This window comes from Pseudomonas sp. S8 (genome assembly GCF_050473925.1).
Classification (GTDB): domain Bacteria; phylum Pseudomonadota; class Gammaproteobacteria; order Pseudomonadales; family Pseudomonadaceae; genus Aquipseudomonas; species Aquipseudomonas parakoreensis.
In genome coordinates this window covers 3547139-3561433 of sequence record NZ_JBFDVZ010000016.1, presented here as the reverse complement: position 1 = coordinate 3561433, position 14295 = coordinate 3547139, and the positions used below count along the sequence as shown (strand labels likewise).

General features: G+C 60.9%; 12 protein-coding genes. 2 read left to right on the top strand and 10 right to left on the bottom strand.

Annotated features, from left to right (window positions below; translation table 11 throughout):
- The first annotated feature begins 108 nt into the window (after nt 1–108).
- Nucleotides 109–1491 (top strand): MFS transporter, encoded by a 1383-nt coding sequence (locus AB1J88_RS17245; protein WP_222016709.1) that lies wholly within the window; start codon nt 109–111, stop codon nt 1489–1491.
- A 118-nt stretch (nt 1492–1609) separates the two neighbouring features.
- Here the strand turns inward: AB1J88_RS17245 and AB1J88_RS17240 are convergent, their stop codons facing one another.
- The 3 genes from AB1J88_RS17240 to AB1J88_RS17230 form a co-directional block, all read right to left on the bottom strand.
- Complete coding sequence (locus AB1J88_RS17240; protein ID WP_430291554.1) at nt 1610–2563, bottom strand: adenosine deaminase; 954 nt, start codon at nt 2561–2563, stop codon at nt 1610–1612.
- Between the two features lie 80 nt (nt 2564–2643).
- Nucleotides 2644–3609: a 2-oxoglutarate and iron-dependent oxygenase domain-containing protein gene (locus AB1J88_RS17235; protein ID WP_430291553.1), complete on the bottom strand. Its 966-nt coding sequence runs from the start codon at nt 3607–3609 to the stop codon at nt 2644–2646.
- A gap of 143 nt (nt 3610–3752) precedes the next feature.
- Complete coding sequence (locus AB1J88_RS17230; RefSeq protein WP_430291552.1) at nt 3753–4826, bottom strand: BMP family ABC transporter substrate-binding protein; 1074 nt, start codon at nt 4824–4826, stop codon at nt 3753–3755.
- Nucleotides 4827–5100: 274 nt separating this feature from the next.
- Here AB1J88_RS17230 and AB1J88_RS17225 point away from each other — a divergent pair, with 274 nt between their 5' ends.
- Nucleotides 5101–6192, top strand: a complete 1092-nt coding sequence (locus tag AB1J88_RS17225) for a calcium:proton antiporter (protein WP_430291551.1) — start codon at nt 5101–5103, stop codon at nt 6190–6192.
- A 118-nt stretch (nt 6193–6310) separates the two neighbouring features.
- On the opposite strand, the gene AB1J88_RS17220 is transcribed toward AB1J88_RS17225, so the two are convergent.
- The 7 genes from AB1J88_RS17220 to AB1J88_RS17190 form a co-directional block, all read right to left on the bottom strand.
- Nucleotides 6311–7669: an 8-oxoguanine deaminase gene (locus AB1J88_RS17220; RefSeq protein ID WP_430291550.1), complete on the bottom strand. Its 1359-nt coding sequence runs from the start codon at nt 7667–7669 to the stop codon at nt 6311–6313.
- Nucleotides 7670–7916: 247 nt separating this feature from the next.
- Nucleotides 7917–8603 carry an SDR family oxidoreductase gene (locus tag AB1J88_RS17215; RefSeq protein WP_041067945.1) on the bottom strand — a complete coding sequence of 229 codons (687 nt, stop codon included), beginning with the start codon at nt 8601–8603 and terminating at the stop codon, nt 7917–7919.
- Nucleotides 8604–8851: 248 nt separating this feature from the next.
- On the bottom strand, nt 8852–9778 hold the full coding sequence (locus tag AB1J88_RS17210) for an ABC transporter permease (protein ID WP_003221385.1): 927 nt from the start codon (nt 9776–9778) through the stop codon (nt 8852–8854).
- Entirely contained in the window at nt 9778–10884 is a 1107-nt protein-coding gene (locus AB1J88_RS17205) for an ABC transporter permease (RefSeq protein ID WP_430291549.1), read from the bottom strand. Before AB1J88_RS17205 ends, AB1J88_RS17210 begins: the two co-directional genes overlap by 1 nt.
- Nucleotides 10885–10898: 14 nt before the next feature.
- Nucleotides 10899–12446: an ABC transporter ATP-binding protein gene (locus AB1J88_RS17200; RefSeq protein WP_430291548.1), complete on the bottom strand. Its 1548-nt coding sequence runs from the start codon at nt 12444–12446 to the stop codon at nt 10899–10901.
- 605 nt (nt 12447–13051) lie between these two features.
- Entirely contained in the window at nt 13052–13633 is a 582-nt protein-coding gene (locus tag AB1J88_RS17195) for an IMPACT family protein (RefSeq protein ID WP_108181600.1), read from the bottom strand.
- Nucleotides 13634–13640: 7 nt separating this feature from the next.
- Complete coding sequence (locus tag AB1J88_RS17190) at nt 13641–14291, bottom strand: TetR/AcrR family transcriptional regulator (protein ID WP_027613646.1); 651 nt, start codon at nt 14289–14291, stop codon at nt 13641–13643.
- Nucleotides 14292–14295 lie beyond the last annotated feature (4 nt).

Sequence of the window (14295 nt, the reverse complement as noted above, 5' to 3'; positions counted from 1 at the left end):
CTTCGTGGCTTGCGTCGCCTGTGACTGCGAACAGGTCGTATCCAGAAAAAGCGTTGAGGCGTTATCGCGCACACTCGGTCCGCACACTTCGTGGATGGGGGATGAGGTATGGATACGCGAAACTTCAGCGCGGCAGAACGCCTGGAACGGCTGCCGCTCAGCGGTTATCACCGGGTCATTTTCATCATCATCGCCTTGGCGTTCTTTTTCGATTCCATGGACCTGGCCATGATGACGTTCCTGCTCGGCTCGATCAAAAGCGAGTTTGGCCTGAGCAGTGCACAAGCCGGCCTGCTCGCCAGTTCGAGTTTTTTCGGGATGGTGCTGGGGGCATCGCTGTCGGGCATGCTCGCCGACCGCTTCGGACGCAAACCGGTGTTTCAGTGGAGCATTGTGTTGTGGGGCGTGGCCAGTTACCTGTGTTCGACCGCGCAAACGGTCGAGAGCCTGACGCTGTTCCGCATCCTGCTGGGGATCGGCATGGGCATGGAGTTTCCCATTGCGCAGTCGATGCTCTCGGAGCTGATCCCGGCGCAGCGGCGCGGGCGCTACATCGCATTGATGGACGGTTTCTGGCCATTGGGTTTTGTCGCTGCCGGCGTACTGTCTTACTTCCTGCTGCCGTTGATTGGCTGGCGCGACATCTTCCTGGTGTTGGCGGTACCGGCGGTGTTTGTGCTGGCGATCCGTTTTTTCATTCCCGAATCACCGCGCTGGCTGGAGCAGGCCGGACGTCACGCAGCGGCGGACAAAGTCCTCGGCGCCATCGAGGCACGGGTGCGCACGTCTCTTGGCGTTGCGACATTGCCTGAGCCGGTGCGCCTGCCAAGGACAGTGACGCCGCCGGGCAACTTCTTCTCGGCCCTGCAGCAGATCTGGTCGCCGCAATACCGCCAGCGCACGACGATGATCTGGAGCCTGTGGTTTTTCGCCTTGCTCGGTTTTTACGGGCTGACGTCGTGGCTCAGTGCCTTGTTGCAGCAGTCGGGTTTCGCCGTGACCCAGTCGGTGTATTACACCGTGCTGATTTCACTGGGCGGGATTCCCGGGTTTCTGATGGCGGCGTGGCTGGTGGAACGCTGGGGGCGTAAACCGGTGTGTATCGTCACGCTGCTGGGCGGCGGGGTGATGGCGTTCATCTACGGCCAGAGTGCGGTGTTTGGGGGCAATGTCGCGCTGCTGATCGGCTCGGGATTGTTGATGCAGTTTTTCCTGTTCGGCATGTGGGCGGTGCTTTACACCTATACGCCGGAGTTGTACCCGACTTCGGCGCGCGCCACAGGTTCGGGCTTTGCCTCGGCGATTGGGCGTGTCGGTTCGCTGCTCGGGCCGTTGGTGACCGGATTGGTGTTCCCGATTACCGGGCAGGGCGGAGTGTTTGCGCTGGGCGCGCTGTGCTTTGCGATTGCGGCGGGGGTGGTGTGGCTGTTCGGGATGGAGACGCGCGGTAAAACCCTGGAGGAGCTGACTGAAGCAGAGATCGCTGGCTGAACACAGCACCCTGTGGGAGCGGGCTTGCTCGCGAAAGCGGTGTGTCAGTCGACATATTGGTTGAATGACACACCGCTTTCGCGAGCAAGCCCGCTCCCACAGGGGATTTGCTTTGTACTTACGGTTTTACCAGACGCGCATCCAGGCTGTTCTGCGCCAGGCGCTTGGCCTGATCCTGGGTCATGCCCAGGTGTTCGTGCAGCGCGTGGAAGTTCTCGGTGACGTAACCGCCGAAGTACGCCGGGTCATCCGAGTTGACGGTGACCTTCACCCCACGCTCGAGCATGTCGAGGATGTTGTGCTGCGACATGTGATCGAACACGCAGAGCTTGGTATTCGACAGCGGGCACACGGTCAGCGGGATCTGCTCGTCGATGATCCGCTGCATCAGGCGCTCGTCTTCGATGGCGCGTACGCCATGGTCGATACGCTGGATTTTCAGCAGGTCGATGGCTTCCCAGATGTACTCCGGCGGGCCTTCTTCACCGGCGTGGGCGACGGTCAGAAAGCCTTCGTGGCGGGCGCGGTCGAACACGCGCTGAAACTTGCTCGGCGGGTGACCCATCTCGGAGCTGTCGAGGCCGACGGCGACAAACGCATCACGGAACGGCAGCGCCTGATCCAGCGTTTTCTGTGCTTCGTCTTCGCTCAGGTGGCGCAGGAAGCTCAGGATCAAACCGCTGGTGATGCCCAGTTGCTGTTCGCCATCCTTGAGTGCCGCCGCGATGCCGTTGAGCACGACTTCGAACGGGATGCCGCGGTCGGTGTGGGTCTGCGGGTCGAAGAACGGTTCGGTGTGAATCACGTTCTGCGCGTTGCAGCGCAGCAGGTAGGCCCAGGTCAGGTCGTAGAAGTCCTGCGAGGTGCGCAGCACATCGGCGCCCTGGTAATACAGGTCGAGGAATTCCTGCAGGTTGTTGAAGGCGTAGGCCTTGCGCAGGGTTTCGACATCGCTCCACGGCAGGGCGATCTTGTTGCGTTCGGCCAGGGCGAACAGCAGCTCGGGCTCCAGCGAGCCTTCCAGATGCAGGTGCAGTTCAGCCTTGGGCAGGGCGTTGAGCCAGTCGTACATATGCTTTTCTCATCAGGTGCAATGACGGCATTCTACAGATGCTCGCCGAAACAATTGGCAAAACCTGACCAAGCGATCCATCAGACCGCTTGCGGCTCGCGCCGATAGGCGTAGGTATCGGCGAAGCGCGACAGCAGGAATTCGGCGCAGGTGGTGGTCGGATATTTCGCCGGATGCTGTGCGTCCTGACAACCGGGCAGGCATTCGATGCGAGTATCCGGATGCGGCTCGGCGAAGAACGGCATCGAATAGCGATCCACTCCCAGCGGACTGATGACCCGGTGCGGCGTCGAGCGATAACGGTCATTGCTCCAGCGCGCCATCATGTCGCCGAGGTTGACCACGAAGGTACCGTCAATGGGCGGCGCGTCGATCCATTCACCGTTGATGTTCTTCACTTGCAGGCCGCCGGCGCTGTCCTGATAGAGCAGGGTGATGCAGCCGTAATCGGTGTGCGCTCCGGCGCCTTGCTGTGCGGCGCTGCTGGCGGTGTGGCGCGGTGGGTAGTGGATCATCCGCAGTACGCTGACCGGCTCAACGAAGCGCGAATCGAAGAAGTCGCGTTCGATCCCCAGCGCAATCGTCATCGCCCGCAGCAGAGTTTGCGCGAGCGCCTGCATGTCGAGGTAATGCTGCTCCATCAGCGCTTCCCAGCCTGCTTGTGCAGGATGACGATTCGGCCCGCGCAGCGGTTTTCCCGCGAGCACCTCGGGATGATCCGCCGGCAAGTGCAGGCCCATGTCGAAGGTTTCCTTGAGGTCGCTGGGTTTGTCCGGGTCGAGCTGTTCGGTGGCGATGGCACCGTAGCCGCGATGGTGGCGGGTCTGGGTGATGTCGATCCTGAGTTTTTCTTCGGTCGGTTGCGCAAAAAAACGCTGGGCGTGGTCGAGCAGCGAGTCGATGCGCTGCGCGGAAATCGGGTGGCCCTTGATGTAGAAAAAGCCCCATTCGCGGCAGGCCTGGTCGATCTGCGCGGCGACGGCGGGCCAGGCGTTTTGGTCGGTGGAATAGAGCGGGCTGATGTCGATGACCGGAAGCTGATCCATACACAATCCTTGAGAGCGCTGATGATCAAATGTGGGAGCTGGCTTGCCAGCGATAGCGGTCTGACAGGCAACAATGATGTTGAATGTGAGGGCCCCATCGCTGGCAAGCCAGCTCCCACAGGGACGATGCAAGTTTGAAGAGATTACTTCGGCATCTCGGCCTTCATGCCTTCAACGTAGTAATTCATCGACGCCAGTTCGGCATTGGATGCGCTCACACCGGCAGGGATTTTCTCGACGCCGGCCTGATCCTTGATCGGCCCGGTGAACGGTTGCAACTTACCGCTCTTGATGTCGGCAATGATCTGTTCGGCCTCGGCTTTCACCGGTGCCGGCACCAGCTCGCTGATCGGCAGTTCAACCGTGCCTTCCTTCAGCCCGCCCCAGTAGTCCTGGGATTTCCAGCTGTGGTCGATCACGCTCTGGGTCGCTTGAATGTAATGCGGGGCCCAGTCATTGACGATCGAAGTCAGCACCGCTTTCGGGCCGAAGTGCGCCATGTCCGAGGCGTAACCCACGGCGTACACGCCACGCCGTTCGGCGGCCTGGATCGGCGCCGGGCTGTCGGTGTGCTGGAACACCACGTCCACACCCTGATCGATCAGGGCGTTGGCGGCGTCGGCTTCCTTGCCCGGGTCGAACCACGAGTTGACCCACACCACTTTGATCTCGGTGCCAGGGTTGTACTTATTCAGCGCCAGCTGGATGGCGTTGATGTCGCGGATCACTTCCGGAATCGGGAACGAGGCGACGTAACCGACCTTCTTGGTCTTGGTCATCTTCGCCGCGAGGAAGCCGCCGACATAACGCCCCTCGTAGGTGCGCGCCAGATAGGTGCCGAGGTTTTTGTCCTGCTTGTAGCCGGTGGCGTGTTCGAAGGTCACTTTGGGAAATTGCTTGGCGACTTTCAGCGTCGGGTTCATGTAGCCGAAGGAGGTGGTGAAGATCAGGTCGTAGTTGTCCTTGGCCATGTTGCGGATCACCCGCTCGGCGTCGGCGCCCTCGGCCACGTTCTCGACGTAATTGGTGCTGATCTGCGCGCCGAATTTCTCCGCCAGCGCCTTGCGTCCCTGTTCATGCTGATACGTCCAGCCGTGGTCGCCGATCGGGCCGATGTAGACGAAACCGACCTTCAGCGGATCGGCAGCGCTGGCGCTCAGGCTGATCCCCAGACCGATGGCGGCGCACAGCAGTTTGTGCAGCGGACGTATTTGCATGAATTGGAGCTCCATTTTGTTGTGTGTGGTCAGGGGCAATGCAAATTGCTGACCAACAGGACAACAAAGCAAAAGATCGCAGCCTGCGGCAGCTCCTACAGGGGAATGGGAAACCTGTAGGAGCTGCCGCAGGCTGCGATCTTTTCAGCGCCGGAACCAACGCAGTGCAAGTCAGCGGATTCACGCTATCGGCTGGTGCGCTAAGGTGTAACGAAACGTTAGCGCCGCGCCGCAGTCAGTAGCTCATTCGAACCTCTCGGCAAAAAGGCCCGCCATGCTCACGATCCTCAAGCAAGAAAGCTTTCTGCTGCTGGCAGTGATTGCCGCGTGCATCGCCTATCCGCTGGAACACTGGATGCTGCACAGCGGCCAGATCGTTGCGCTGATCTGCGGGCTGGTGCTGATCGCCTTCATCGTCGCGGCTTCGATGCGCGTTGCCCATCATGCTGAACTGCTCGCCGAAAAAGTCGGCGACCCCTATGGCACGATGATCCTGACCCTCGCTGCGGTGCTGGTGGAGGTGGTGATCCTGGCGATCATGATGAGCAACGAAGCGTCCGCCACGCTGGTGCGTGACACGATCTATTCGGCGGTGATGCTCGACATCAACGGCATCCTCGGCCTTGCCGCGCTGATGGGTGGACTCAAGCATGGCGAGCAGTCGTACAACGATGATTCGGCGCGCAGCTATAGCGTGATGATCCTCACCGCCATGGGCGTGTCGATGGTGGTGCCGGAGTTTATTCCGGCGGCCAACTGGAAGGTTTATTCAGCGTTCACCATCGGTGCGATGGTGGTGCTTTACGCATTGTTCCTGCGCATGCAGGTCGGGCCGCACAGTTACTTTTTCAGCTACAGCTACCCCGACAAGCGCCGCAAGAAAGAACCGGTGGAAAATGAGCCGAAACCGCTGAGCCTGGCGTGGTCGATCGGCATTCTGGTGTTCGGCGTGGTGGTGATCGGCGCACTGGCCGAAGTGATGTCCAAGACCCTCGATCTGGGCCTGGAAGGCACGGGCGCACCGCCGGTGATCACGGCGATTCTGGTGGCGGCGATTTCCGCCGCGCCGGAAATTCTGACGGCGTTGCGTGCCGCGTTGGCCAACCGCATGCAATCGGTGGTGAACATTGCGATGGGCGCGTCACTGTCGACGGTGATCCTGACGGTGCCGGTGATGGAAGCGATGGCGCTGTACACCGGCCAGCCATTTCAAATGGCGATGACCCCGGTGCAGACGGTGATGATCTTCATCACGCTGATCGTCAGTGCGATCAACCTGAATGACGGCGAGACCAATGCCATCGAAGGCATGACTCACTTTGTGCTGTTTGCGACGTTTATCATGCTGTCGCTACTGGGCCTCTAGAAACACCATAAATCCCCTGTAGGAGCTGCCGCAGGCTGCGATCTTTTGATCTTGTTTTTTTAAAATCAAGATCAAAAGATCGCAGCCTGCGGCAGCTCCTACAGGGTTCTTTATTGGATCAGGTCCCCGCGATCAACTGGCGAGCCGCCTGGCTGTGATCGGCGATCAGGCCTTTAAGGTCAAGTCCTTCGACTTGACCATCAGTCACCCGCCATTTGCCACCAATCATCACCCGATCGGCACGATCGGCACCGCACAACAACAGCGCCGAAATCGGATCATGGCTGCCCGAGAAGCGCAGCTCATCGAGCTTGAACAGCGCCAGGTCCGCCTGCTTGCCCACCGCCAGCTCACCAATGTCGGTACGCCCCAACAGGCTCGCCGAGCCTTTGGTTGCCCAGCCGAGCACGCGTTCCGGGGTGATCTTCTCCGCGCCGTAACGCAGGCGCTGAATGTACAGCGCCTGCCGCGCTTCGAGGATCATGTTTGACGCGTCGTTCGAGGCCGAACCATCCACGCCGAGACCGAACAGCGCGCCGGCATCGGTCAGATCGATGCTCGGGCAGATGCCGGAGGCCAGACGCATGTTCGAACTCGGGCAATGGCAGATACCGGTGCCGGCCTGGCCGAGGCGAGCGATTTCATCCGGGTTGAAGTGAATGCCATGGGCCAGCCAGGTGCGCGGGCCGAGCCAGCCGACGCTGTCCAGATAATCCACGGTGCGCAGGCCGAAACGCTGCAGGCAGAAATCCTCTTCGTCGAGGGTTTCGGCCAGATGGGTGTGCAGACGCACGTCGAGTTTATTCGCCAGTTCGGCGCTGGCCGACATGATTTCCGGGGTCACCGAAAAGGGCGAGCAAGGCGCCAGAGCGATCTGGATTTGTGCACCATCGCCGCGCTCGTGGTACTCGTGAATCAGACGCTGACTGTCGTCGAGAATCACCTGACCTTCCTGCACGGTCTGCTGCGGCGGCAGGCCGCCGTCCTTCTCGCCGAGGCTCATCGAACCGCGCGTGAGCATGGCGCGCATGCCCAGTTCACGCACGGTGTCGACTTGCACGTCGATGGCGTTTTCCAGGCCGTCCGGGAACAGGTAATGATGGTCGGCGGCGGTGGTGCAACCCGACAGCAGCAATTCAGCCAAAGCCACTTTCGTCGCGAGGGCGAGTTTTTCCGGAGTCAGCCGCGCCCACACCGGATACAGGGTTTTCAACCACGGGAACAATGGCTGATTGACCACCGGCGCCCAGGCGCGGGTCAGGGTTTGATAGAAATGGTGGTGGGTGTTGATCAGGCCCGGCAGGATCACATGCTCGCGGGCATCGAACACTTCATTGCACGGCGCGGACGGTTGCTGACCGGCTGCCAGCACTTCGACGATCACGCCGTCTTGCAGCACCAGACCGCCACGGGCGTCGAGCGCGTTGGCCGTGAAAATGGCGAGGGGATTTTTTAACCAGGTACGGGTCGCAGGCATTGTGGCCGGCTCCTCTGAAAGTGGGGTTCAGGGTTGCCAGCTCAGTGTTGCCCTGTCTGCTGATCCAGGGTCGCCGCGTTGGACGAGGTGCGCAGTTTCAAACAAATCGCGGCAGCGGGCAAGCCCAACCCGACAAGCCAACACATCACCCTCTGTAGGAGCTGCCGAAGGCTGCGATCTTTTGATCTTGTTTTTTACAATCAAAAGATCGCAGCCTGCGGCAGCTCCTACAGGTGGTTTTCAGTGTTTACCAGGGAATGGTTTCACCCTTGTAGTTGATGAAATGATGCCCACCCTTGCCGGTATACGCATTCACCTGATCAATCAGCCCACGGGTGCTGGTCTCGACATCCAGGTCAGCCCCTTCACCGCCCATGTCCGTCTTCACCCAGCCCGGGTGCAGCGACAGCACGGTCAGTTTCTGTTCGCCCAGTTGCGTGACAAAACTGTTGGTCATGGAATTCAGCGCGGCCTTGCTCGCCTTGTACAGCGCCAGCTCCGGCGCGTCCGGTACGGTCACGCTGCCAAGACCGGAGCTCATGAACGCCAGCACGCCGCTGCCATCGCGGATCTGCCCGACGAAGCGCTGCGCCAGGTTGATCGGCGCCACGGCGTTGGTGAAGAACAACTGGCCGACTTCGGCCAGGGTCGCGCCGCCCGGGGTTTGCACCTCCGGACCTTTGACCCCGGCGTTGACGAACAGCAGGTCGAAGGTCTCGCCCTTGAGCTGCTGGCTCAGGGCGATCACCGCTTGCTGGTCGTCCATGTCGAGTTTCTCGATCCGCACCTTGCCCAGCGCTTGCAGCGCCTCGGCCTTTTGCGGATTGCGCACGGTAGCGGTCACTTGCCAGCCGTCGGCCAGCAGGGTTTTCACCAGCCCGAGGCCCAAGCCGCGGGAGGCGCCGATGATCAGTGCGTGTTTTGCCTGGGACATGACGGAATTCCTTGAAAGTTACGGTTCACGGATTCAATGGACACGCCTGACCGAGCCGTTGTTGCAACGCTCGTCGCAGCACATCGAACCGGCTCTCAAAAGAGCTGTTGACCCCGGAGCATACTCCAGGCTTTAGCATGCTTGCTTCTCAAATTCGCAGGCCGCTCAGCGGTGTTCGCCCATCATGTAGACAACACCGCCACTGTGGGAGCTGGCTTGCCAGCGATGAGGCCAGTGACATCACCGCCCTAATGCCCGGCCTGCCACGGCTGCCCCAACGACACCGGCGCATACAACCGAGTCCGCACCGCATCGCGCGACAACAGCACCAACACCACAATCGTCGCCACATACGGCAGCATCGCCAGCAGACTCGACGGAATCGCCAGCCCCAACCCCTGCGCCACCAGGTGCAGGATGCTGGCGAGTCCGAACAGGTAAGCCCCGAGCAACAGCCGCCACACGCGCCAACTGGCAAATACCACCAGCGCCAAGGCAATCCAGCCGCGTCCGGCGGTCATATTCTCGGCCCACATCGGCGTGTACGCCAGCGACAGATACGCCCCGGCCAACCCGGCCATCGCCCCGCCAAACAGCACCGCCAGCGTGCGCACGGTCAGCACCGGCAGGCCCATCGCACTGGCCGCGTCCGGGTTCTCGCCGACTGCCTGAATGATCAAGCCGACACGGCTTTTGATGATCACCCACGCCACCAGCGCAAACAGCGCGAACGACAGATACACCAGCAGATCCTGGGCAAACAGCATGCGGCCGATCAGCGGAATCTCACTCAAGTAAGGAATCGCCAACGGTTCGAATCCAGCCAGTGGCTTGCCGACCCATGCTGCGCCAACGAAGGTCGACAGGCCCACGCCGAAGATCGTCAGTGCCAGCCCGGTCGCCACCTGATTGGCATTGAACACCAGCGCCACCAAGGCAAACAGCGACGACAGCAGCATCCCCGCAAGCATCGCCAGCAACACGCCGAGCCACAGGTTGCCGCTGTTGAGGGCGACGATAAAACCGATCACCGCGCCAAACAGCATCATCCCTTCCTGGCCGAGGTTGAGCACGCCGCTCTTTTCGCAGATCAACTCACCCAGTGCCACCAACAGCAGTGGCGTGCCGCAGCGCACCATGGCGTAGAAAATATTGCTCAGCAGATCGATATCCATCACAGCGCTCCGGCGGTTACGGCGGTGGTCGAGGTGCGCCGTGCCCAGCGCAGTTTCAGGCGTGGCCGATAGAGAATCAGCACGTCGCAGGCCAGCAGGAAAAACAGCATCATTCCCTGAAACAATTGGGTGATGGCTTGCGGCAGGTTGAGGGTCATTTGCGCGCTTTCGCCGCCGATGTACAGCAGCGCCATCAGCAAGCTTGAGAACAGAATCCCGATCGGGTTCAACCGGCCGAGAAACGCCACGGTGATTGCTGCATAGCCATAGCCCGGCGAGACTTGCGGCACCAATTGCCCGATCGGCCCGGTCACTTCGCAGACCCCGGCCAGCCCGGCCAAACCGCCGCTGATCAACAGCGCGAGCCAGATCAGGCGTTGCTCGCGAAAGCCGACAAACCCCGCCGCACGTTTATCCAGACCGAGCACTTTGATCTGAAAACCGACGAAGCTTTTCTGCAACAACACCCACACCGCGACCAGCGCGAGCAAGGCGAAATACACCCCGGCATGCACCCGACCATCCTCCATCAGCAGCGGCAGGCGACTGGCGTCGCCGAACATCGCCGACTCGGGAAAGTTGTAGCCGGCCGGATCCTTCAGCGGCCCGTGCACGCAGAACAGCAACAGGTTCAGTGCGATGTAGTTGAGCATGATGCTGGTGAGGATTTCGTTGGCGTTGAAGCGCGTGCGCAACCACGCCGTCAGGCCGGCCCAGGCGGCACCGGCGAAAGTACCGGTGAGCAGAATCAGCACCAGTGCCCAATGGCTTTGCATATCGATGATGTTCACCGCCAACGCACTGCCGGCGAGCGCGCCGAACAGCAACTGACCTTCAGCGCCGATGTTCCAGATTCGCGCTTGATACGCCACGGCCAGACCGAGTGCGCAAAGCAGGATCGGCAGCGCTTTGACCAACCATTCGGAGACGCCATACAGGTCGCTGATCGGCGCGATCAACAGCGTGTGCAGGGTTTGCAGCGGGTCATGGCCGAGGGCGATGAACAGCAGCGAGCCGCAACCCAATGTCAGCAGCGCCGCCAGCAACGGCGAGCACCACAGCATCAGGCGCGATTGCTGGCCACGGGATTCGAGGGAAAGCAACATAGGGGGAAACTCCGTCAGAGCGTGGCCGATGAAGGCGCGTCGTTGAATTGCCCGGCCATCCAGCCGCCGACGTCACTCAGCAGGGTGTCGGTGGTGTTTCGCAGCGGTGACAGACGCCCCGCGCACAGGGCGCCGAGGCGGTCGCTGATCTGGAACAGTTCGTCGAGGTCTTCGGAAATCACCAGAATCGCCGCGCCGGCATCGCGCAGGGCAATCAGCGCGCGGTGAATGGTCGCGGCGGCGCCTACGTCCACGCCCCAGGTCGGGTGCGCGGCGATCAGCAGTTTCGGTTGCTGGAGGATTTCCCGGCCAAGAATGAATTTTTGCAAATTGCCGCCGGAAAGACTGCGCGCGGCGGTCTGGCTATCGGGCGTTTTCACCCCGAAACGCTGAATGATCTGCTGGGCGAGGGCTTCGACTTTGCCGCGCTCAATCAAACCGTTGCTGACCAGCCCTTGTTGAAAAGCCGTGAGCAAGGCGTTGTCGGCCAGGCTCAATTCCGGCACCGCGCCATGGCCCAGGCGTTCTGCCGGGACGAACGCCAGTCCGAGTTGGCGCCGCGCATCCGGGCGCAAAGCGGCGACCGCTTGCCCGGCAAAACAGATCGATGTCGCGCTGTCGCGGGGCAGGGTTTGCTCGCCGCTGAGCAGCGCCAGCAACTCATCCTGGCCATTGCCCGCGACCCCGGCGATACCGACGATTTCGCCGCTGCGTACTTGCAGGCTGATGTCGTTCAACGAGCAGCCGAACGGATCGGGGTTGTGCCAGCTCAAGCCGTTGACCTGTAAGTACGCCGCGCCACCGCTGACTTTCGGATATTCGCCGATCAGTGCCGCCGCTTCGCCGACCATCATTTGCGCCAACTGCTGATCCGAGCATTCGGCCGGCACGCAATGCCCGGCGACCCGCCCGCCGCGCAAAACCGTGGCGCTATGGCACAGCGCGCGCACTTCCGCGAGTTTGTGGCTGATAAACAGGATGCTGCAGCCCTCGGCGGCGAGACGGCGCAGGGTGATGAACAATTCCTCGGCCTCTTGCGGCGTCAGCACCGACGTCGGCTCGTCGAGAATCAGCAAGCGAATGTCCTGCATCAGGCAACGAATGATCTCCACCCGTTGCCGCTCGCCGATCGACAGGCTGTGGACAAGTCGCTCCGGCTCCAGCGCCATGCCGTAGCGGCGCGACACTTCGGCAATTGTCGGCTCCAGTTGTTTCGGCGTGCCGGCCCTGGCGCCCATCGCCAAGGCAATGTTCTGCGCGACGCTGAGGGTTTCGAACAGCGAGAAATGCTGGAACACCATGCCGATCCCCAACTGCCGGGCCTGCGCCGGATTACGAATATTCACCCGCTGACCTTGCCAGAGCATTTCGCCGGCATCGGCCTGGGTCACGCCGTAAATGATCTTCATCAGCGTGCTTTTGCCCGCGCCGTTCTCACCGAGCAGGGCGTGGATTTCTCCGGGCGCGATGCTCAGGTCGATGGCGTCATTGGCCAGACAACCGGGGTAGCGTTTGCTGATCTGGCGCAGTTGCAGGCGCGGCGTTGAATCTGGGCTTGGCATGACAGGCTCGACTGGCTTGGAGTTATGCCTGTGGATAAAGCAATTTCCTGGCCATTGAGTCAGGAACCTTGGCGGCTCTCGTACGGCAACGGTTGCCGTAGAGCGTCGAAGGGCAAATGTTCGGGAGGTACGGCACCAATTGAGAGCAAAGCCGTTGATCAGGCTCCAGTTTTGCCCGTAGGCAACTGATCAAAAAACGAGCAAATGCGTGGGGCCTATGCAGACCCTGCGACTGCGCCAGCCATGAACGGGTTATCCACAGGTTGCTCCACAGTATTTGTGTGCAATTGGGAATCCTTGGCATAAGCGCAGCGGTGCTATCTTCCATTGGTGATAAACAGCGCTAACTATTTGTTTTTACGCGGGATTAATCTTTTTTCAGGTGGAGTGGACGAAAAGTGAGCAAATCGCGCAATGCCACGTGACAGAAGGGTTACAGCCAGATGTGCTCAGGTTATCCACAGTCGGGTGCACAGCAGATGTGGGCAAGTTGCTGGAATAAAGAAATCCGTCGATGCCCTAAAAGATCGCAGCCTTCGGCAGCTCCTACAGGGAAACGCAAAGTCCTGTGCAGGAGCTGCCGAAGGCTGCGATCTTTTGCTCATCTAACGCTGCAGCACAATCCGCCCACGGCTCAAATCCGCCAATTGCGTTTGCAGCAAATCGATCTGCGCCTCACCCACCGCCAGCTGCAATTCAACACCATTGGCGGTGAAGTTTTCTTCGACGACCAACCCACCCAGGTCCGCCACCCGCAGCTTCACCAGCGCCAGCTCGGCAAAGCCGCAGGCACAGCGCAGCGGCACACGGCTGATCAACTCGATTTTTTCCGCGTTCTGCAGGCACTTGTTCGCGCCGCCGCCATAGGCCCGGGCCAGACCGCCAGTGCCCAGTTGAATGCCGCCGTACCAGCGGATCACCAGCACCGCGACCTGATCGCAATCCTGCGCCTCGATGGCTGCCAGAATCGGCCGTCCGGCAGTGCCGCCGGGTTCGCCATCGTCGTTGCTGCGGTATTGCGCCCCGAGTTTCCACGCCCAGCAGTTATGCGAGGCATTCAGGTCGCTGTGCTGTTCGAAGAACGCCTGTGCGTCGGCGGGGCTGGCGATCGGCGCGGCGAAGGTGATGAAGCGGCTTTTGCGAATTTCTTCGCGGTACTCGCAAAAACCGCTGAGGGTGAAAGGCATAAACGTCTTAAATAGTCGGGGTGAGGCCGCAGCCTTTGAGAATGATGCGGATCAGGTTGTTGCCGGCGTCTTCCATGTCTTGCTTGGTCAACTTGCTGCGCCCGCTGACACGGCAGATCTGCGTGGCGAAGTCGGCGTAATGCTGGGTGCTGCCCCACAGCAGGAAAATCAGGTGCACCGGGTCCACCGGGTCCATTTTTCCGGCATCGATCCACGCCTGAAACACGGCCGCGCGCCCCTGAAACCAGGCGCGGTAATCCTGGTTGAAATACTCGGTCAGGCATTCGCCGCCACTGATCACTTCCATCGCAAAGATCCGCGAGGCCTGCGGTTGGCGGCGGGAGAATTCCATCTTGGCGCGAATGTAGCGGGTCAGCGCTTCGGCGGGATCGTCCTCGGCGGTCAGGGTATTGAAGGTGCTGTCCCACAGCTCGATGATGTTGCTCAGCACCGCCACGTACAACCCAAGCTTGTTGGTGAAGTAGTAATGCAGGTTTGCCTTGGGCAGCCCGGCATTCTGCGCAATGGTGTTCATGCTGGTGCCTTTGTACCCGTGACGGGCGAACTCGTCTTCGGCGGCTTTGAGGATGGTCTCTTCGTTCTTCTGACGAATGCGGCTGGCGGGTTTGCCGCCATGGGCTGGGACTTCAAAGGTCATAGGC

What these genes read in the sequence shown, in the direction of transcription:
- AB1J88_RS17230 (WP_430291552.1), bottom strand. Translation starts at nt 4,826, where the DNA reads ATGCAAATACGTCCGCTGCACAAACTGCTGTGCGCCGCCATCGGTCTG.
- AB1J88_RS17225 (WP_430291551.1), top strand. Translation starts at nt 5,101, where the DNA reads ATGCTCACGATCCTCAAGCAAGAAAGCTTTCTGCTGCTGGCAGTGATT.
- AB1J88_RS17240 (WP_430291554.1), bottom strand. Translation starts at nt 2,563, where the DNA reads ATGTACGACTGGCTCAACGCCCTGCCCAAGGCTGAACTGCACCTGCAT.
- AB1J88_RS17205 (WP_430291549.1), bottom strand. Translation starts at nt 10,884, where the DNA reads ATGTTGCTTTCCCTCGAATCCCGTGGCCAGCAATCGCGCCTGATGCTG.
- AB1J88_RS17200 (WP_430291548.1), bottom strand. Translation starts at nt 12,446, where the DNA reads ATGCCAAGCCCAGATTCAACGCCGCGCCTGCAACTGCGCCAGATCAGC.
- AB1J88_RS17210 (WP_003221385.1), bottom strand. Translation starts at nt 9,778, where the DNA reads ATGGATATCGATCTGCTGAGCAATATTTTCTACGCCATGGTGCGCTGC.
- AB1J88_RS17245 (WP_222016709.1), top strand. Translation starts at nt 109, where the DNA reads ATGGATACGCGAAACTTCAGCGCGGCAGAACGCCTGGAACGGCTGCCG.
- AB1J88_RS17220 (WP_430291550.1), bottom strand. Translation starts at nt 7,669, where the DNA reads ATGCCTGCGACCCGTACCTGGTTAAAAAATCCCCTCGCCATTTTCACG.
- AB1J88_RS17195 (WP_108181600.1), bottom strand. Translation starts at nt 13,633, where the DNA reads ATGCCTTTCACCCTCAGCGGTTTTTGCGAGTACCGCGAAGAAATTCGC.
- AB1J88_RS17190 (WP_027613646.1), bottom strand. Translation starts at nt 14,291, where the DNA reads ATGACCTTTGAAGTCCCAGCCCATGGCGGCAAACCCGCCAGCCGCATT.
- AB1J88_RS17215 (WP_041067945.1), bottom strand. Translation starts at nt 8,603, where the DNA reads ATGTCCCAGGCAAAACACGCACTGATCATCGGCGCCTCCCGCGGCTTG.
- AB1J88_RS17235 (WP_430291553.1), bottom strand. Translation starts at nt 3,609, where the DNA reads ATGGATCAGCTTCCGGTCATCGACATCAGCCCGCTCTATTCCACCGAC.